Origin of the sequence: Paenibacillus tepidiphilus (assembly GCF_008635795.1) — a bacterium.
GTDB classification, from domain to species: domain Bacteria; phylum Bacillota; class Bacilli; order Paenibacillales; family Paenibacillaceae; genus Paenibacillus_AQ; species Paenibacillus_AQ tepidiphilus.
Window position 1 is genome coordinate 150,262 of record NZ_VWRQ01000002.1, and the last position, 20,552, is coordinate 170,813.

Here is a 20,552-nt window from a genome sequence, read left to right on the forward strand (position 1 = left end):
ACCTGCGCCATGGTTATTCAGCGGCAGCCGAACATGCATTACCTTAATAAACGAACAAGGCTGCCCGGAGTTTGTCTCCAGCCAGCCTTGTTCATTTGCCTTGTGTTAAAACTCAGGTTACAACTTGTGCTGCATTCCTTCAATCAGTTCCTTAATGGTGCTGTCACTCTTTAATGCGCGCAGGAGGACGGTTATAGCTTCCGCACGTGTAGTCTGGTTATCGGGCTTGAACGCAGAAGACGTTACCCCTTGAATTAACTGGGCTTTGTAAGCTTCCTCAATTACATTTTTCGCCCAATGGCCGCTGCTTACATCCGTGAAAGCAGCCGCGTTCCCTGTTGCCAGCTGACCGAGGTTCAGAATCCGGGCCAGGATCGAAACCATCTCTGCCCGGGACATTGGCGCTCCGGGTTTAAAGCTACCATCGGAATACCCGTTAATAATCCCCTTCGCAGCTAATGTCCCAATGTAACCGGAAGCCCAATTCGTTGCCGTATCTGTAAACGGCGCTGAGCCTTGAGCGGTAGCCCATCCGAAGGCACGGCTGACCATAGCTGCGAATTCCCCTCTGGTTACAGAAGCCTCAGGCTGGAACGTACCATTCTCGTAACCATTGATGATGCGCAGCTTCACTGCCGCGACAATTTCATTGCGACTCCAATGCTGCGAGATATCACTGAATGAAACGCTCATGTTATTCATGGCCTCAAGCGATTCCTTGACGGCCTGAACTACCTCTTCCTTGTTGACCACCTTCGTTTGGAAGACATCCGCCGGTGAAGGTACCGGTGTTGCGCCCGTCGCCGGTGGCGGTGGTGTCGGCGAAGCCGTCGATGTTGCCGAAGCCGTTGGTGCCGGCGTCGGTGAAGCTGTCTCCGGTGGTTGTCCGCCGCCCGACACAGCTTGCCGGTTCACCGTTACTGTGTAGTTCTTCGTTGTGCCATCCTGCGCTTTTACTGCAATCGTAATCTCATTGCTGCCTACGTTTAAGTCGATTGATCCGCTGGCCTGACCGTTTACAACCGCTGCATTATTCACTTTAATCGTCGCAGTGCTGTCAGAGGCTGTAGCCGTTACGTTGGTGCTGGCTACTCCGTGCGCAACGGTAGCGCTATACGATGTGATCCCGGCGCCGAAGGCTGGGCTAATGGTGGCATTCGACAGGGTAAGTCCGCTCAAGTTGGCATTACTGCTCTGGGCGCGGTTCACTACCAGCGTATAGGTATTGGTCGAGCCCTGCTCATTTGCCAGCTTAATCTCCAATGGATTCGGTCCGGTAACCAGATTGGCCAGGCGATATTCATACACGCTGCTGGTCACCGAGACATAGGTTGCACCAGTCACGGACAGAACCGGCTGGGCGTCTCCTGTATCCAGGAAGATCCCGAGCCCGGAAACGGAATTCGCTACATCTACACGATAGCTGAATACCGATGAAGAGAATGCCGGGGATATCGTGCCCTGATCCACGGACAAGCCGCTCAAGACTGCCGGTCCCGGAGCTTCTCCTCCGGTATTACTGGCATTTGCCTTCACTGTCTTGGCTTCTGTAGCTGTCCAGGTGCTTCCGCCGTCACCGGAGAACCGCATAACATATTCCCAATTCCCGGCTGTATCCGGAGTGAATGTTGCCTGATAGACGTCGTTATTGCCATTGTCCCGGACATATACGGCATCCACCCAACGATACTGATCGCCTCCGCTGAGCTTGTATCCCAATTGCGCTTGAATATGAACTCCGCGTCCCGTGTAATTCGTCACATTCGCTGAATTCACTTCGGCTGTAATGTCGCCGCTTGCAGTACCTGCGGTAAGTTCATCGGCCAGTGCCGTCAAGCTCTCTGCTCTGGTGATCGGAAGCTTAGGCAAGGCTGGGCTCGGCGTCCCGGTGATTTTATCAATGGTGTATTCGTCCAGCAGATTGCCGTTCTTCTCAATGGCTTTGACCGTCAGCTGATCCCCGTTGACATGGACCGAGAGATAGTTGGTATCTTCCGTATCGTTCTTGTAATACGCATCCCATACCTGCTGAAACGGATCACTGTAGTTCTTATTGCCCGAACGGCCGGTGATATAGTACACGGTTCCCTTGGCCGTATTGTCTACAAAGTTGTTATTGTAAATCGGAAAAGTTCTGGTAATCGTATGGTCATGGGCACCGAAGACCAGATCCACATGATATTTGTCGATGATCGGCTGGAAGGCCAGTTTTACCTGCTCCGCATCGGCTGCCCGGCCGGCTCTGCTGTAATAAGACGCCTTGTGATAGAACACGATGGTCCACTTCTTATCGTTGTTCTTCAGGTCCTGATCCAGCCAAGCCGCTTGCTCGGCCAGAATGTCCCCCATTTTCTCCGTCTGATCCGTGTTCGCTTCCGTATTCTGCGAGTTTAGTACGGCAATATGCACATCCCCATAGTTATAAGAATAGACCAGGCCCTTCAGGCGGTCCGGACCGTTCTGCGGGAGATTGAACTGCTGCTTGAAATGAACTGCCTGCTCATTCACGCCATAGGTGGAGTAGTATTCATGATTGCCCGCAACCGGCATCTCCGGGATATTCTCGATGACCCCTTCGGCGCCTTCGAACCATTTGTGCCAATGCTCGTCGCTGCCTTTTTCCACCAGATCACCGTTATTAACGATGAATTTGGCTTCCGGGTTCGCAAGATAAGCGGCGTTGACCGTCTCTCCCCACTTCGCATAATCCGACTCCTCTTGTCTGCCGCTCTGGCTGTCACCGAAGATCAGGAACTGGAAGGGCTCGGCAGTAGAAGCTTCTGTTGTAAAAGTAGCCGTGTCGCTCCATTCCGTACCCGCTCCAACCCGGTACACATAAGCCGTGCCCGGCTTCAGACCCGTCAGCGTAGCAGTATTGAACTTTGCGCTAACGTTTGCACTCTGCGGCGCACTAAACCCTTGCTCCTCTGACTTCACCGTGGTGTTCACACCAGGGAACGAGGCTTCGCCGGATTTCTCGGCATACTGGACATAACTCTCGTTAACATCCGCTGCGGTTTTCCAGGTAATGGTCTGCGTTGTCTTCGCATCTTGAGTCCAGGTCAGCACCACATCATACGGTTTAACAATGGTCTGTTCGTCAAAAAATTTATTGACCTTATACCCCAGCAGCTTCGGGTCCCATGTCTGGCCGTTGTCTGCCGAGAAGCGCATAGCATAATACCATTTGCCTGCACGATCAGGCGTAAACTGTGCACTGAACCGGTCGCTGTTGCCCACATCGTCTTTATACACCGCTTGGGTCCATGTATAATCTGCATCCGTCTCGAAACGGTATCCCAGCTGGGCCACCAGATTGTTCCCCTTGCCGGCACCGTTCGTGATATCCTCGATCTCCACCTCACCGGTGATCTCCGGCGTCGCTTGGCCTATCATCAGGCGGTCATTCAGATCTGTCAGGTTGGCTACTGATTTCACCTTTGGAACGGCTAATGCTTCCACAATTTCCAGAGCCGTTGTCGCGCTGACGCCCTGATACACACCGGTAAGGGTCAACGTTCCCAGCGGAGCGTCAGGGGCAACCTGAACGGTTCCATTCGCGAATGTAACAGCATCCGGCTGACTGCTTGTCCACTGTACATCAGCGGTCAGATCGGCTTGATTGCCGTCCGCCAGGTAGCGAAACGCCTCGACCTTTGCGCTTTGGCCCGGCTGCAGCTGCTTCTGACTCAGGCCAAGCTTCAGGAAATGCACCGCCGAGTTCCCGCCAACCTTCGGGCCGGCATTCAAAAAATCCACATAATCGCCCGACCAGGAGGCCTGCGGAATGTATTTGTACTGAACAACGCCGCCCGTCTTATTGAGGTCTTGCGTGCTCAGGTTGTAGGAGAATACGTTCTGCTGAACGCCGTCTACCGTAGTCGTCCCCGATAAGGACATGGGCTTAAATGTGGCCCAATCCGTGAAATTGCCGTTGATATACATCTCACTCTTAGTGGAATAGGTATTCACCGTAACCGTTCCATCTTCGTTATACACCGGACTGCTCACCGTTCCGCCGCCATCGGCAGCGTAGGCGCTCTTAAGTCCGCCCGGCATCAGCACACCTAATAGCAGCATGGTCACCAACACGACGGCGGTGATCTTTTGAAACCTCAGTCTTGTAAACAACACTCCTACCTCCTATAATGTATGTATTTTTGCAACCTCAAGAAACTTTTCATAAAATCTCACAGTATTCCACGAAAAATTTCAAAGGCTAATGCTAATACTAGCGCCGGTTTGTCATTTGTATGTGCTTTGTATGTTAAGAGTTCATGCAGTTTCCGGGGAATTGTTTGTGGAGTGTAAAAATGAGCGGCTGCAGCGATATTTTCTTTATACCTAGCGGATGCCTTATACTCAGCTTATAAAAGAATAAAGGAGCCCGGCGACATGCAGAAAAGAGCGTTGCGAACAGAACCAGTAACCCGAAAATGTAAGGATTTCGGTCAGGTCAAGGAATTATATGTAAATTCTTTTCCAAAGCATGAGCGGATACCGATGCCGTTCCTGCTTTGGAAGTCGGGGAAGAAATTTGTGGATTTCGTTGCTTTTTATGACGAGGATACATTCGTGGGGTTTGCCTATCTGGTCATGGATAAGGGGATTACCTTCGTCTTATTTCTGGCCACTTCACCAGAACTAAGATCCAAGGGCTACGGTACCGACATCTTGTCCCTCCTGCAAAAGCAATACGCCGATAGCCGCATCATCCTGAACATCGAAGCCCTGGAAGACGGAGCAAGCAACGCTGAGCAGCGGGTTAAACGGAAGAATTTTTACCTAAACAACGGATTTCGGAATGCGGGGTTCTCGCTGGTGGAGTATGGGCAATTATACGAGGTGTTGGTGTACGGAGATAACGTAACTTCCCGGGAGTACCGCGGGTTGATGCACGCATTTGTTGGCGGTCCGCTGTCGTTCTTGTTTGTGCCTAAGTTTATTGAGGGGAATGGCGTGTAGCCCTCTGGCGGCAGGTAGCACATCGTGGTCGGTTATTCGACTACATTTGGCTCGTTTACCCTCGCAGGAGCCCATTGTGGTCGGTTTTTCGTACAGCATTTAGCCCGTTTGCCCTCACATGAGCACATTGTGGTCGGTTTTTCGACTACATCTGGCCCGTTTACCCTCGCAGGAGCACATTGTGGTCGGTTTTTCGACTACATTCGGCCCGTTTTATTTAAAATATATGAGGGCAAGCAATCCCCCGATGATAACTAAGGTCGTCACAATTCTTGTTAACCAGCCCCCTCTTGTCAAAGCACCCAAGTCTCCAATCACAGAGCGGTTGTGCGAATCGTCTAAATTGACGAAGGGCTTCTGCTTATACTCTTCAAATTGTTTTCGCTCAAATTCTTCTCGGTTATCCACGGTTCGCCTCCATTACTATAGTTTGTTTAATCCTATTTATGGGGTACATCCAACTACAGCTGAAAGCTGGGATGTCATTTCCTACCGATCCTGGATCAATAGATCAATATTCATGCCCAATCTGTCCACAATCAAATTCCGGATCGTACTTTTACCGCTACCATTGTTTCCGGCAAATACATACATCATTGCGGAAAATTCATTCATGGGTTGCCTCTTGATCATTGATAACCACTATTTCGCCGTTTATAAATTCCTTTACGATTTGACCTCTATTGGATTTATATACAATATATGTCCCATTTGCCTTGGCATCGAGCCTCGCCCGTTCCCCGGTAAGTTTAATGAATTTATGCATGTCTTTAATGAGGTCCATTAAGTTGCCGCCTGCTCTGAAATCTTGCCATAAGTATAACATACCAGCTTCAAAATAACCCTTCGGCGCATTCAGCAAGCAGTCAGCGAATCCATATGCAAAACGGGCCGCCACCGATACAACTCGGGGCGGCCCGTGCTCTTCTAAGCCATAGCCATAGCGACAAGGCTGTATTCTCATCGTAGCCATCCACCGGTATTCCAGCAGAAGTGTTTAACAATTAATTTACAGACTCAGTCTTTTTTGTGTATAACTACTTCGTTTTCTTTTATTTCCACTACATACTCTACAACTTTCTCATCTTCAAAATCTTCGCTAAATTCTTTACTTACTGAGTAGTTTTTTTTGGGATTAATTTTTATTTTAAATACATGCTCTCCCTTTTTAATCTTGAACTTTGCGTTTTCTCCATAATTAACATTACTACCAATTAATGAGTTCAATATATTATTATCCTTTTCGTTCACAGTCACAACTACACTTTTTAAAAATAACGGGCTGTTATTAGTAATCATCAAATTATACTCTTGATCATTTGCTATCTTTATATCCCTTGAAGAATCAGAGCTTTTTCCTTCACATCCTGATAACAAGACTAATGACAGAAAGAATATTGTTATTTTTTTGTTACCAAGCATTAGCTTATCTCTCCAATCTCATATTCTATTGTGCTTCTACAAAATTAAAAAAACTGATTGGTTCAAAGGGGGCTAAACTCTGTTCGTACTTATTAAAAAAGAGTTTTATTTCTGGTTGAAAAACTATAATCCCCTCTTTCTTAACACTATATGTACATTGAATTTCATAAACCTTTAGCCCTTTTATTTTTTTTTCATCCACTCTACCTTTATACTCTTTCTTTATCTGTTCTTCTGTATACATGTCAGGAATTACGTTCACATTTATAATCTCTATAAATTTTCTTACTTCATCAGGATAAATCAATTCTGCTCGATTAAAATTAGTAATAGCATGATTTGAATCTAAAACTTTATAAGAGTATGAATATTCTTTCCCAAGTATTACTTTATCCTTAGGAGCTATGGGTGATTCCATTATCGAAATCCCATTCTTCTCTCCAGAATAAAACTGTAAGTAGATTGGATTAATGTCTCTTTTTATTATTTTCTTATTTGCAACGATTATGATTTTATCAAAAACTAATTCATTATTTATTAATATATTGTTAGAAGTTAACCTTAAGGAAAATCCTCCCTTATGTAATTTAGGGTCAGATAATCCCCACTCTATGTCATCTGAATCAAATATTATCTCATCTTTATTTTCATTTAATAAAGTTATAGATGTATTTAATTCATTTAGTTCATTAATCATATCTTCTGTTAAATTCAATGTTTTTCCAAATAACAGCACTGAAGGAACATTGTCCTCTGAATGGTTCACATTAATAGTATATAATCCGATGACTTGGTTAAATTCGATCTTTTCCATTATGTTATTAAACCTATTGGTTTCACATCCTGATATCGCCAATAAAAGAATTGTTATCAACAAACCAATTATTTTTTTCATATATACTCTATCCTTCCTGATGTATAACACAGCTTGGGAGTGAATGTTAACATTCACTCCCATTAATTATTAGCAAACCCTATCTCAACAATGCATCGTAGTGTCGCTTACAGTGAAACCGATTGCAACGCGTAGTACTCGTCATATGCCGCAGTAAATGCACTACCTGGATAATTAATGCCCAATTTGTTGATAGTATACGTATATTCATCCTGTGAATATCTTAAAACAATTCTTCCTCTAGTGCCTGGCGCAGCTGAATAAGTAATTGTTTCCGTCGCTGTTATTGTAACACTATCGCCGACAGTTTTTGAAAGATTGGTCTTCAAAAACTTAATATCTACACCTCCCCCACCTGTAACTGAAGCAGTAACAGTCGAGCTTTCTCCTTTTGATACTGACACAGTACCCGGATAAGCAACATAAGGTCCTACAGGTGTAAATAGGTTCCATGTACTTTTTCTTATATTTGAAATGGTATATGACGCATAAGGAGAAAAATCAGCTTTATTTAACTGATTCGGAGTAGTTATCTCCTGTTCGGACGTAATATTTTGCTTGGTTGTATAATTACCGATGTATGTTTCAACTGCACCTTCTTCGTTCACTGTAATAGTGTCTTGATCTTCAAATGAAGCAAAGGCTGTGGAACTTAGTCCGAAGCAAAAAGAGCACGCAAGAAAAACTGGAAGTATTTTTCTAACCGCTTTTTTAGTTCGTGTTCCTTCTTCTTTTTTTACTGAACCAGCCATCTTAAATTCACTTTTTTTAAACATTACAAATAACACTCTCCTTATTTAATTAGTTATTTTAATTTCAAACTTAATAGGAATAACTCATAGATAAGCCAATATAACCACCCACTTCCGTTTTGATAAAAATATATATTTATGAAATATATTACATTTTCTAATTTACCATAAATAACACTTTATAGTAGATTAACCATTTTGACAGTACTAAAAAAGGGAGAGAACAGTATGAAGACTACTAACACAACATATTTACGAATGTTAATTATACTGATTGTAATTGCTGGTAGTGCAGCAGGAATTTTATTAAGAAACAAAGAAATCGAGTTATCTCAAGATAAGACACTTTCACAAAGATCGTATTGGGGAACTTAGAGCAGAATACCGGGAGAATTTTTCCATACTGCACGATGCCGTAGCTGAAGGATTGTCGTTTTCTGATACACTAAAGGAAAATTCACTCAAAATAGAGGTCAAAATAGAGGACCTTATCGCTGGTAAACTGGATATTAAGCCCAATTTAGAACCGGTAACCAGTTTAGGTGTAACACTCTTTAAAACACTAGGACATCCAGAGAGCAATTATAGCTTTTCAAAATAGGGAATATTAGTGGTAGACGATAACTATGATTGTCATTCATCGAGAGTAAAGAACAGGGCGAAGTGAGCTTTGCTGGTAAGTCAGGCAAGTCAATGAATGGAAAGGCCTTAGATGCTTTGAAAGAAGCGATCAAAGTGTATAAGGAATAATTCCGAAATTAGTTTTTCGTAAAACAAAGCAATCCCACCGCTCACCTCCACGCGCATACCAAAACACGGGCCGCCACCGATACAACTCGGGGCGGCCCGTGCTCTTCTACGCCATAGCCATATATCGCTCCAAAGACATCCGGTCCTTCACGATCAGCTGCTTGTTGCCAACCAGCTCGATTAGGCCCAGGTCCTCAAATCTGGAGAACTTCCGGCTGATCGTCTCCCGGGTGACGCCGACGTAGCTTGCCAGCTCCTCCCGGGACAACGGCAGCTTGACCGTAATGCCGCCGCTGCGCGGCTTGCCGTACTTGTCGCTCAGCTCCAGAATCATGGAGGCGATGCGGATTTCCGGGTCCTTGGTCGCGAGACTCTGCGCCAGATTCTCGGTATGCGCCAGCCGCTTGGCGACGGTCTTCAGCAGCTTGATCGTAATGTCCGGGTTCTCGGCCATCAGCTGCTCCATATCCGTGCGGGTCAGCATGCAGATCGCCGTATCCGTCAGCGCATAAGCACTGAAGTTGCTCAATTCTTCGCTGCTGAGAATGTTCAGCTCGCCAAAAAATTCCCCGCTGCTCAGCACATGCAGAATCTGCTCCTTGCCCTGCGGCGTCATTTTGGACAATTTCACCTGTCCCTGCTGGATAATATACAGCGTATCCGTCGGCTGCTCCTCCAGAATCAGCGCCTGTCCTTTGGTGTATTTGCGGTGCCTGATCATCGCGCTGATCCGCCCGAGTTCCCCGTCGCTGAGCGAGGCGAAGATCGGGACCTTACGGGTACAAGGCTCCGCAGCGTCCCGGCAGGAATGTTCCGGCATATCGTATCCCTCCTTGATTCTTCTACTGGCTGAAGCCAGGTGACAGCTTCCTAGGAAGCCGCCCCTTTCTCCACGATCGGCTCAAAATGGCTCGTATCCTCCCCGCACACCGGACAGACCCAATCCTCCGGCAAATCCTCAAAGACCGTACCCGGTGCCACATCCTCATCCGGATCGCCCACCGCCGGGTCGTAGATATAACCGCAAGGCTTGCATATATATTTGGTCATGATCAATTCCTCCTGTAATTTATTGAACTTATTCTGATTTAGGGTGGCTGTGACTCCAGAGAACGTTTGAACTTCCGGCCGCTGTTGTCTGCAGATTTCTCTGATTGTTACCGGGTTCCGGTAGAAATCTGCAGACAAAGGCGGACGCTATCGCTCCTCCAGTTTCAAACTTCTCCTCCGCCACTCTTCCCTTTGTTGGAAATATTCATGTTCAATCTATATCACAATATTTCCTCCAGCCGGGCCGCAACCCCGGCCATAATCGCTTCGAGGCTGCCGTTCTCCACATCCAGCCCTTCCAGGCTGACGCCCTGTTCCACGGCTGATTTATAGAGCAGCGAGGCCGCTGCACCTTCCCAGGAGATCGCTCCCGTCAGCCGGTTGTCCTTCACATAGATCCGCGTGTACACGCCGTCCACCTCTGCCGCAACCGTCCGGTCGCACTGGCGCTCATCCGTGTTCCCGATGGAGAACAATGAGATGCCAAAAGCGTTAAACAACGTAACCGGAACCGTACGCCGGTAAGCGGCAGGCTCGGCGGCGGCCATGTTGCCTCCGGCTACTTTGCCCTGCTCAATGGCCCCGCCCCATAAGCCTTCCACCAATCCGTCCAGCTCCGCAATGTCTCCGGCGGCGTAGATATGGGGAGCGCTCGTCTCCAGGTGGCTGTTCACCAGCACGCCCGCACGGGTGCGGATGCCCGTCTCCTGCACCAGATCCGTGTTCGGCACGATGCCGATAGAGTACACCACATGCCCGCAAGAGATGGACGTCGCATCATCCAGAACCACGCCCGATACTGCCTCTTCGCCTGTGATCGCAGTGACTCCGGCATGGAGCTTCACCTGCACCCCGGACTGCTCCAGAATCAGGCGCAGCTTCTCCGAAGAAGCTTCGTCCAGCTGTCTGGCCATCAGGCGCGGGGCGGCTTCGACAATCGTCACCGGATAGCCGCCCTCATGCAGGGCCCAGGCTGTCTCCAGCCCCTGCACCCCGCCGCCGATAACGACGACGCGCTGTCCGCTGGTCAGGCTGTCTTTCAGCCTGTCGGCATCGCCCAGCTCGCGGATCGTGTGGACATTCCTAAGGCCGGCTCCGTCCACAGTCAGCGCCCGGTTGCGCGCCCCCATGCAGAGCAGCAGCTTATGGTACGCCGTCACCTTGCCGTCCGCCGTCTCAATCTGCTGCCGCTCCGGATGGATCGAAGTCACCCGGCTGGAGGTATGCAGTGTGATCCGGTTGTCCCGATACCACTTCTCCTTCTTGATCAGCACCTTCTCGCTGTGCAGGTCACTGAACAGGCCTTTGGTCAGCTTGATGCGGTTATATGGCAGGTGGTTCTCTTCACCGTAGATCGTAATCTCCGACTCCGCATCCCGGTCCCGGATCGCCTTGGCGGCATGGACTGCCGCAACGCCGCTGCCGACAATAACATAATGTTTGCTCATCTCCGCTCTCCCCCTTAGATCGCGCTCAGCAGCAGATCGGACACGAACTCGGCCGCGTTCTTGATCTTCTGCGTCTTCTCGGCGTCTTTCGGTGAGAAACGGATGCGGATCGGGAATTCCACATGGGTCATCCCGGTGGTTTTGATGACATCGGAGGTGCTCTGCACCGTCATGTTGGTACCATTCAGGTAGTCCTGAATGACCTCGATGGCTTCGCCGCTCCAGCCGTAAGAGCCGAAGGCCGCCGCCAGCTTGCCTTCCAGATTCATCTGCTGCAGCTCCTTCAGCAGCGGCTCCAGGTTACCGATCATATCGGCGTAGCGGGTGGAGCTGCCGATGAACACAGCGTCTGCTGCGGCGATACTGTCCAGGATGGCGGACAGGTCGCTTTTATCCGCATCCCATACTTCAGCTGCGATTCCATTCTCCTGGAGGGTGCTCTGGAGGATGCCCGCCATTCTTTTCGTGTTATTTTTCAGCGTGGTGTAGACGATGGCCGCTTTCTTCCCCACTGTCGTCTCCCGGCTCAGCTCGGCATACAGGTCAATGTACTTGCGGACGTCCTCGCGGATCAGGAACCCGTGCGAAGGGGCGATCATGGCAATCTCCAGATCCTTGACGGCCTCCATCAGGGTGCGGACATATCGGCGGTGCGGGTGGATAATGGCGCTGTAATAGCCTTTGAAATCCTCAGTAATATCGAACCCGGCCTCATCGCTGAACAGCTTCTCCACCGCCACATGGGTACTGAAAATATCGCAAGGATACAGAATCCGATCCTCCACACAATAGGTGATCATCGTTTCCGCGGTGTGCAGGTAGGGCGTCTCCTTGAACAGCAGCGTTTTGCCGCCGATGTCAAGCGTATCCCCATCCCGTACCGCCAGGAAGTTGCGGCTGTGCAGCTTATACATCTCCTGCAGCTCCGGCACGGCAATCTCCGTGCACACAATCGTCGCGTTCGTCGCCCGCATCGCCAGCGCCGCCAGCCCGCCGGAATGATCCGGCTCGGTGTGGTTGATCACAATGTACGCAATGTCCAGCGGATCAATCAGCTCCGCCATGCGGTCCGCATACTCCCGGCCAAACTCCATGTCCACCGTATCAATCACCGTCGGCTTGCCGGTCTTGAGCAAATATGAATTATAGGTCGTCCCCTTGGCCAGAATCAGCCGGTGAAAGGGAACCTCCCGGTTGTCGATTTTGCCTACCCAATACGTATCCTTCGCAATCTGGATATCCGCAACAGTCATCTCTCTCATCTCTCTCGCCCTCCAAATGATAATGTTTATCAACACACTCATTCTATAATGGGCACCGGGGTCAAAAGGAGGATTGAAATCAAATTTTGAAAGTTTGGGGTAGAAAAGATATTACAAATCTGACTATACACTGTTTGTGGGGGAGGGTTGTGAGTGGGGTCACTTGGGGTGAAATGACGGCCTTAAAATGAAAAGTTCTGTTTTATCAGCCCCATTTTTTGCATAAGAAAATAATAATTCATGGTTTTACATAGCTATCCATATATAGTACTCTTCGCTTTATCTCACTTATAAATATGCAAAGTCAATCCTAGCTCTCTTTCGTGGGAGATTAGGATTGACTTTGATATCATAAATATATTAGATTACTGAGATTTGTACATACTCACGCCACGCCTCTAATCTTTTATCTAATGTACTAATTATTTTATTTGAAAATACCTCAGCGCAAGTTAAATGAAGCATAGGGTTTCCCAAAATATTATTTGTCCGTTCAGCCAAAATATCTTCAGCCATGCAATGATTAAGTGTACTCCAGTTTTCGATGTGTTCTTGACCCGATAAAAACCTATCCCATACTTGAAGTTCATCACATAATACCGACAAATACAGTAACGGATTGGATTGGCTAAACCTAAATTCACTCACGTTCAAATTATGGTATGCAACAACGCGGCATGCTTTTATAACGTGTTTTGTAAACACAGCAAGAGGATATTTAAAGTCTCTAGTTAGTTCTTCATATAAACCATTATTCAACTTCTCAGATTCCTTACAAATCCAATACCAAATCGATGTATATTTCAAGAGCATTAAACCACTAGCTATACCATGATCAATCACTGTAACACCTGAGTATCCTTCATTCGCCATTTTAAAAGCATATTCTTTTAGGTGAATAGGACACAACGAACTATCGTTTAATAGTTCCAAACCAGAATTTGTTTCAATATCTAAATCTGACAACCAAGGTATATGATCTAGGTTTTCAATGACTTGAGATTTTGTCTCTCCATTTGAGTGAATATACTGACTGTACTTAGAAACAAAACTATCCCATAAACTTTTCAACTTTAACATACCTTCAGCGGTCAACCCGCCAGAGGAGTCTCTAATATGTTCAAAATCAAATAGATTATCGAATGATTCAAATGACGTTTTATCTATTTCATTCTTATCATCTTCTTGCGAGAAAAGGTAACCAACGTCATGGAGCAGTGATGCATATGTCCACTGAAGCAAAAACATATGCATCGGGTTTTTACTACAAATGAATTGATCAATTTTATCTTTTATAGTCGGTAAATTATCATAAACCCAAATGCCTAATAAAAATAGATATAATGTATGTGCTGTATGATCAGATTGTTTTTTGTAAGATATCCTTCTTCGTATTTCAATAGTTGCGACTGCAGATCTGATGGACACAAATTCACCGAAATCTGTAAGTTTTAATATCTGTTCAGCAAGTGTTTCTGCCTTTTGAATTCTTTGAATGTCAGATCTACAGTTGAAAAAATCTTTTAGTTCACTAGCCAATCCTGGTATACAGGATCTTAGATAACCCGAAGCCCCCATTCCCTCTTTAAAGTGATTGTATAGCATCTTATTAATTGATCCTGTCATAGTAGATTGACTCCTTATTTCAAGTATTCTTTACTTTAAAATCTACCATTGTACCCCGCTGGTGATGTTTTTAATTCGGGAGTTTGAACTGGCTTTTTTATCGTTTTAAAGAGTGTTGGATCCATCTCAAAAACACTAATAGCGACTTGGTTACTTCCATGAATATGAGAAATAAGCTTTTCATGTTTAGCAAACGGAGCCTGAGCTGTCGAACCGCCAAACTCTCCCGAATTTGCTAATATTACTGGTTGATACATGTGATAATTTAACATTCCTACTAAATTATCAAATGTTTGAACATCTTTATTTAAAGCTGAAACCACAAATACATCTGATACATCTCGTAGGTCTGCTACTAGAGCCAGATCAGTGGAATCATAACAAATAGCTCCAGCTACTCGTATAGACTCTGTCCCTTTTTTAAATTCAACTAACACCTGATATGGCCTAAATCCAGTTATGCCCAACTGTAGTTCACCTTTTGTCATATGTTGTTTTCCCTGCCTAACCTCAACAAACTCCCTTCCTGTTCTTCTCTCAGATCTAAGAATCCATATAGCCTGATTGATAATATTTTTCTTAGTTCGATCTTGAACAAATGTTAATCCAGCAAATATACTCGCCTTAGTTGCATCAGATAATCTTCGTAAGATCCAGATATCGTCAGGATGAATTGATAATTCAGGAAAGACGATTAAATCTACCATACTTGCATTTTTTCTTTGTTGCGCTGTACACCAGGCTTTTAACTGTAACCTTACAAGATTACATACCGAAGCAATATGTGCTTGATGACGCGCACGATATGATGGTGTCCAATTTAGTGGATCTTTATCATCAAAATCTTTAGATTTTGGTAAGAGCGTCTGTACAATCGCAACTCTAAACTTATTTGTTTCAGAATGTTCAACACTTATGGTTGGAATTTCATAAACAGGAGTGCCTGTAAGTTTTCCGAATATTTTCTGTTGATATCGAATCCTGTCAAAAAATATATTAATTAAATCTGCCGGAGCTTTTATTTTTCCGAATTCCTCCAAAAGCTCCTCACGTACTTCAATTCCAGGCCACTGTAATAAGTGAATAAGTAATTCACTTATCCAAGGCGAAATTGGGTCTTGATATTGATTCAATCCACCCGGAGAATTAGCCAAGCCGAGACGTCTACTAAACCAGGTAGATCGCAAACCTCTATATCGTTGGGGTGCATCTTCTCGAGTTAAAAATGTTGATGTCGTAAAGTCAAATTCTCCAGTCAAGCAAGAACGAATTATACAGCCTAAACTATATAACCAAGGAATTTTTTTATCATTCCACGCGGGTTGCGTGTAGTAAGGAACAATTGATGGTTGTGAGTCATCAATTGTTAATTCGAAATAATCTTTATCTTTATAGTTTAGATTTTGTATTTTTTCCCAATCCATACACTGTACTGAAATCGAACTAACGGACAATCCCTTTTTTAATATATTTTCAATGTTTTCATACTTCAAAATTTTATATACTAATAATAAAAGTGCATTTTCTTGAGAAAAATGATTTTCACTACTTTGAATAATTCGTAATAATGGTGTTTTTTCATTGTTCAATAAGTTGAGTTCTTTTGATGAAGTAAAGTCAATTTCCTTTGGAACATATGAACGCCAGCTCTGACTTTGGGCACTTCTCGTATTTAATACTTTACGCAAAGAGTCTGGTCTGTTTAGAGTTAGCAGTAAAACTACCTCTTTTTGTTCATTTTCGGGTAATGCATTCACTAAATTTACAAACCAATGGGCAAACCTATCATCATCAGGATGCAACTGCTGTGCAATTAGAGAAATTGGGAACCAATTTGTCACCATCTTTTTACTGTCAATCTGTTCATACTGCAAAGCTTGATGTAAAATTTTATAGCTCTCGCAATTTTGAGGTGCCCTTTTTTTATCATCAAGTGCCACTGCATCACCAATGGAAGCAAGATAAAGTAAAACTTGTTGCATTACGTACCAAGGTGTTCTCGGCCTATTCAAAAATCTCCTTGCAAAGGCGCCAAGTTCCTTGCGGAAAGCAGAAATATTTGCCGAGTCAGGATAATTTATTTTATCTCGAAATCCAATCTCAACTGCCCCCGCTCGAAATATTTCAGCCGATACATACTCTAAAGTTTTTACCTCAAAAATGTCTTCCTCTGATGTACTCGAGAAAAGCTTAAACTCTAGCGCATCTAAAACAACGTCTAATAGAATTTTATCTGGAAACAAATCAAAAGCACTTTTTAGCAATAGCGTAAGTGAAGGATTACTTGCCCAACATGCGATTAATTTTCTAGCCGTCGTTTCAAATTCATGATCTAACATTTGACCGGCAGTAACATTCTTAAGAAATTCATCCTTACTTGCCAGAGAATCATGAAGATCCGTCATTCCTCTCCGCAATCTTAGTGAAGAGGCCAATCGAGTCGCAACAAACCGTTTTAACGTATCATCACGCACATCAATGTTTGGAGAAGAAATACGTGATAACTCTAAAATGTTTTTTATATTTGATTGATCAATTAATAATTGATCTGATATTTGTAGTAAACCGTCAAGCCCTCCGGCCATATGCATTAGGGAATCAACATCTGGAGTACCACTGAGAACACTCTGAAAAAGTGTCATTAGTGATGATACATTGCTTTGTGTTGACATTTTTTTATGGGGAAATATTTTGGTTTTTGTATGCTTTATCTCTAATTTCACTGATGCTTGTAACTCTTCCATGCATTTCTTCAGCTCAGCCTCTACTAAGAGACTTATTTCTTCTTTCACCATGCTATAATCTAAATCTTCTACATCAGTAGTTTCTATAACTAAACGAAGATCATCCACATATCGACAATAATCTCGCAGAACTAATTTATAGGGTTTGCCCTTTTTGCTGACCTTTTTATTTATGAGTTTGGAAATCTGTTCATCAAAACCTATTAAATAAGCGTTTGAAAAAAAACCACTCGCTACTAAGCCTTGTGGAATTCCTTCAGGCAAACTATCTCCTTCAAACAGCTCTGAGATCTCACTTGATTTCTCCCATTTCCAAGTAAATATTCTTTCCAGCAGTGTCCAAAACTCATCATCTTGATTATAATAGTCGCTTCCTAATTTATATTCAAATGAATAATCTTCGCAAATTTTCTTTAATTTCCTCAGTAAAGCTTGTCTATCTATATTATCAAAAAAGCCCTTAATATCCATTGATACAACAAAAATATTCTGATTACCTTTTAATTTTGGCGCAAAATATTGACATATCTCTTTAGGTCTTAATAAAAACAAGCGATAATCCTCGTAAAATTTTCGATACGATTGAGAATTCCCCCAACTGAACTTAGCTTTTTTTCGTTGATCATCAACACTTTCCCATTCGCAATGTAATCTGTTCCCATAGCTAAAGACGAGTTGTCTTTGAGCTTCCAAAAAATCCTGCTCATCAGATGGTCCTTGAGCAGTTTCAATAGCATCTGCCAAGCAGAGCATTGCAGTAGTTGCGAGTGTTTGATCCTTTATGTTTAAATGCGCTAACGGTCTCAGTCCTTGCGATGGCTTGCCATTTTCATCTTTTTGAGGATACCAAGGATTAACAGCTTCAGAATCACTATTTTCAAAATCCCAAGCTGCATTCTTTGGAGCAGGTACAACTTTCATTGCATCTGGTTTAAAGCTGCTCTTTTTACTCCAATTTTTTATATTCTCCTCAAGATTAATTGTTGAACAATCCAATTCTAGAGTATCTGCGTACCAATTATGACGTCGAATATACTTATGAGTTTTTTTCCATGCTTGAGCAATGACAACTATATCACGTAAATATGTTACTTTTGGTGCAATTAATTCATATTTATTAGTTTCTTCCTTCATATTTCACCTCATAAAAATATCGTTCTCAAATCATCCTCTTAAAATTATCTACAATCATGACTTTAGTCCTAAGCTAAAGATATAAGAATAATTCGGCAAAATAAGAAATCATTCCTTTCAATTACGTTAATATATGTCATTTGAATATGGTAGGTTTGTCGAATTGATGAACTTGCAGTTCAACGTCTAATAACGTATCTAATAACAGGAAATAAAACTTCAACAATCTTTCTACCGAATAGTAACTTAAACCACGAGAAGGTTAATAATAAAAACTTAACTTTATTTCGGAAAGGTAGAGTATACTCCGTGGATTATTTTCCCGCTATGAACAAATAATGTACATGAAACAGATTATATAAATAATTAAAAAGGATGGTCTTTATGCGAATTCTATTAAACGAACTATACCATGGCAATTTGTATCCCGATGAAGAAGTGATTCCCAATGATCCCCACTATCGTCTAGTAAGTCGAAAGACATCCGAAGCAATAGAAGCTTGGAAAGTCCGGCATTCTGAGAAAGAATTTAATGAACTTGAAGAATTGCTGGACTTATACAATCAAACCCATGGTATACAGTTAGCATCAACATTTACCCATGGCTTCCGTCTTGGGGCGGGTATAATGGTTGAAGTCTTAACCGGACAAGACGAACTGACGCATAAACTGAACAATTTTCCCGATTAGTATCTGTAAGCTTGAAACAAAAGGTCTTATTCATTCAAAAAATTCAGTTCGAGAAATTGCTTGTAATATCACTCACAATCCCCTCTATCTTTTACAAACTGCTCTTTGATCTAACACAAAAAAACCTCGATCTCTCAAGGTTCCTGTCCACAAACTGCCCACTAAGGACGGAAATCACTCCGTCCTCTCCCTCTAATAAAAAAACATATCTAGGCTTAGTGAAATATCCTCACCCAAAATAAACCGGATTCGTCGCAGCAACCAAACGCTTCTGCCCGCCTGCCTCTTCCATCGCCCGCCAAACCTCCGCACGCCAAAATCGGCGGAGCGGCAGCTCACGCTCCAAGTCCATCTCACCGTCCGCTTCCGCAGTGATCGCGTATTCCTGTCCGCGATCAGACCATAGCCGGACTTCGTCCCCGGCTGCGAGCCGCTTCATCTGCAGGCGAAGCACAGGCTGGCCGCCGTTTAACTTTGCATTCACATGCATCTCTTCGTCCTGCTTTACACCCATATCTCCACCCAGCTCTTCATTCAGCTTTCTATAAGGCACCTCATCCTGTACTCTATCCAGCTCTTCATCCAACTCCCCACCTATCTCTCCATCCATCTTCCCATCCCTGCTTTCCTTCCACTCTCCACCCATCATCACTCCCCCACAACTAATCACCACAAACGGCCCATCCGGTGCATACGACAGGGTCACGCGCCCTTGATCCACAGCCTTAAGGATTTGCTCCGCACTATTCCCCTCCGCGAATACCCAGGCCGTCGGCCAGCCGTGGCGGACATAGGGGTGTGGGCGGTGGGTATCGCTGCCGGCGATGGCGGTGATGCGGCGGCCGGCGGTGAGCTGGTCCTGCCACCAGGCGAGGGTGCGGGCATTGGCGCCCGACCAGGAGCCGTTCCAGATCTCGACCCAGTCGTGGTCGACATCGAAGCCCCAGTGCCAGCCGCAGGCCGCGTCATGGGGATGGTTGAGCGAGATGTAGGCGCCAGCCGCGCGGGCTTCGGCCAGCCGTTCCTTGAGCTGGTCCGCTGTCACGGCGCGGAAATCGCGCAGCGGATCGGCGACGCCGTACAGGTTGCAGTGTCCGCGGCCTGTGGTCAGCTCCATGCCCGGAATCAGCAGCAAGCCGTCCCGCCAGCCGGACGACTCATTCTGGCTGACGGCGTTGTGGTCGGTGAGGGCGATAAAATCAAGCCCGGCGCGGCGGGCCAGCTGTATCGTCTCTTCCACCGTGAATACGCCGTCGCTGTGCTCGGTGTGCAGATGCAGATCGCCGCACAGCCAGCGCGGCTTCGCGATCTGCAGGCGCACGTCGATCTGCACGGTGCAGCCCTCCGGGGCTACCCGGTGCGTGCCCAGCACCACCGCCCACTCTCCGGGCGCGATGGCTCCGGCAATGTAGCCTGGCGTCGCCCGGTGCAGCCCGATAGCGAAGCCGGTCCGGGCTCCACCGCTCCAGCCGCGCATCCGCGCTTCGTCCCGCACGCCGAGATCAATCACGGATTGCCCCTTGTCCTGCGTCTGGACCGTGTAGGATACCTCGATCCGTTCCGTCCGCTCAGGCACCGGAAACTTCACTTCGAGATACCCGCCCTGCTCCCGGGCCTCAATACACCGTTCCAACCGAAACTCGCAGGATTGGCTTTGTACCTCGGGTGCTTCCACCACCTTTTCACCTGACCTTTCAATTTCACCTATCGCTAACTCTTCCGCCTGAACTCTAATCCTCACCCATTCCTTCCCCGCCAACTCGCTCATTCCTTTGCCTCCTTCCGAAGTCTCAGCCAGTCTCCCTTCCATTCCC

16 protein-coding genes are annotated in these 20,552 nt (G+C 45.6%); 3 read left to right on the forward strand and 13 right to left on the reverse strand.

From position 1 onward, the window contains the following. Positions 1 to 117 precede the first annotated feature (117 nt). The gene (locus F1379_RS02835; RefSeq protein WP_150266118.1) at positions 118 to 4,131 is read right to left on the reverse strand and encodes an S-layer homology domain-containing protein; all 4,014 of its coding nucleotides are present in this window, start codon (positions 4,129 to 4,131) and stop codon (positions 118 to 120) included. Positions 4,132 to 4,395: 264 nt separating this feature from the next. Here F1379_RS02835 and F1379_RS02840 point away from each other — a divergent pair, with 264 nt between their 5' ends. Further along, positions 4,396 to 4,965 (forward strand): GNAT family N-acetyltransferase, encoded by a 570-nt coding sequence (locus F1379_RS02840; RefSeq protein WP_150266120.1) that lies wholly within the window; start codon positions 4,396 to 4,398, stop codon positions 4,963 to 4,965. 213 nt (positions 4,966 to 5,178) lie between these two features. Here F1379_RS02840 and F1379_RS02845 read toward each other — a convergent pair whose 3' ends face one another. The 5 genes from F1379_RS02845 to F1379_RS02865 form a co-directional block, all read right to left on the reverse strand. Next, positions 5,179 to 5,373: a hypothetical protein gene (locus F1379_RS02845; RefSeq protein ID WP_150266122.1), complete on the reverse strand. Its 195-nt coding sequence runs from the start codon at positions 5,371 to 5,373 to the stop codon at positions 5,179 to 5,181. Positions 5,374 to 5,572: 199 nt separating this feature from the next. Beyond that, complete coding sequence (locus F1379_RS29940) at positions 5,573 to 5,938, reverse strand: hypothetical protein (RefSeq protein ID WP_203457032.1); 366 nt, start codon at positions 5,936 to 5,938, stop codon at positions 5,573 to 5,575. A 44-nt stretch (positions 5,939 to 5,982) separates the two neighbouring features. Beyond that, positions 5,983 to 6,387, reverse strand: a complete 405-nt coding sequence (locus F1379_RS02855) for a putative periplasmic lipoprotein (RefSeq protein ID WP_150266125.1) — start codon at positions 6,385 to 6,387, stop codon at positions 5,983 to 5,985. A gap of 25 nt (positions 6,388 to 6,412) precedes the next feature. After that, the gene (locus F1379_RS02860; protein WP_150266127.1) at positions 6,413 to 7,282 is read right to left on the reverse strand and encodes a hypothetical protein; all 870 of its coding nucleotides are present in this window, start codon (positions 7,280 to 7,282) and stop codon (positions 6,413 to 6,415) included. A gap of 107 nt (positions 7,283 to 7,389) precedes the next feature. Beyond that, complete coding sequence (locus F1379_RS02865; RefSeq protein ID WP_150266129.1) at positions 7,390 to 8,058, reverse strand: hypothetical protein; 669 nt, start codon at positions 8,056 to 8,058, stop codon at positions 7,390 to 7,392. A gap of 204 nt (positions 8,059 to 8,262) precedes the next feature. Here F1379_RS02865 and F1379_RS29695 point away from each other — a divergent pair, with 204 nt between their 5' ends. Next, positions 8,263 to 8,409: a hypothetical protein gene (locus tag F1379_RS29695; RefSeq protein WP_162551061.1), complete on the forward strand. Its 147-nt coding sequence runs from the start codon at positions 8,263 to 8,265 to the stop codon at positions 8,407 to 8,409. 481 nt (positions 8,410 to 8,890) lie between these two features. Here the strand turns inward: F1379_RS29695 and F1379_RS02870 are convergent, their stop codons facing one another. From F1379_RS02870 to F1379_RS02895, 6 genes are all read right to left on the reverse strand, one after another. After that, the gene (locus F1379_RS02870; RefSeq protein WP_150266131.1) at positions 8,891 to 9,604 is read right to left on the reverse strand and encodes a Crp/Fnr family transcriptional regulator; all 714 of its coding nucleotides are present in this window, start codon (positions 9,602 to 9,604) and stop codon (positions 8,891 to 8,893) included. A 50-nt stretch (positions 9,605 to 9,654) separates the two neighbouring features. Continuing rightward, positions 9,655 to 9,834 carry a rubredoxin gene (gene rd, locus F1379_RS02875; RefSeq protein ID WP_150266133.1) on the reverse strand — a complete coding sequence of 60 codons (180 nt, stop codon included), beginning with the start codon at positions 9,832 to 9,834 and terminating at the stop codon, positions 9,655 to 9,657. A 221-nt stretch (positions 9,835 to 10,055) separates the two neighbouring features. Next, the gene (locus F1379_RS02880; RefSeq protein WP_150266135.1) at positions 10,056 to 11,282 is read right to left on the reverse strand and encodes an NAD(P)/FAD-dependent oxidoreductase; all 1,227 of its coding nucleotides are present in this window, start codon (positions 11,280 to 11,282) and stop codon (positions 10,056 to 10,058) included. Positions 11,283 to 11,296: 14 nt separating this feature from the next. Then, entirely contained in the window at positions 11,297 to 12,535 is a 1,239-nt protein-coding gene (locus F1379_RS02885) for an FprA family A-type flavoprotein (RefSeq protein WP_150266669.1), read from the reverse strand. A 369-nt stretch (positions 12,536 to 12,904) separates the two neighbouring features. Then, a complete protein-coding gene (locus tag F1379_RS02890; protein ID WP_150266137.1) occupies positions 12,905 to 14,170 on the reverse strand; it encodes a hypothetical protein in 1,266 nt (421 codons plus the stop codon). A 35-nt stretch (positions 14,171 to 14,205) separates the two neighbouring features. Continuing rightward, positions 14,206 to 18,048 (reverse strand): reverse transcriptase domain-containing protein, encoded by a 3,843-nt coding sequence (locus tag F1379_RS02895; protein WP_150266139.1) that lies wholly within the window; start codon positions 18,046 to 18,048, stop codon positions 14,206 to 14,208. Positions 18,049 to 18,432: 384 nt separating this feature from the next. On the opposite strand from F1379_RS02895, the gene F1379_RS02900 reads away from it, so the two are divergent. Further along, positions 18,433 to 18,738 carry a DUF6809 family protein gene (locus tag F1379_RS02900; RefSeq protein ID WP_150266141.1) on the forward strand — a complete coding sequence of 102 codons (306 nt, stop codon included), beginning with the start codon at positions 18,433 to 18,435 and terminating at the stop codon, positions 18,736 to 18,738. Between the two features lie 229 nt (positions 18,739 to 18,967). On the opposite strand, the gene F1379_RS02905 is transcribed toward F1379_RS02900, so the two are convergent. Then, positions 18,968 to 20,506, reverse strand: a complete 1,539-nt coding sequence (locus F1379_RS02905; RefSeq protein WP_150266143.1) for a CehA/McbA family metallohydrolase — start codon at positions 20,504 to 20,506, stop codon at positions 18,968 to 18,970. Positions 20,507 to 20,552 lie beyond the last annotated feature (46 nt).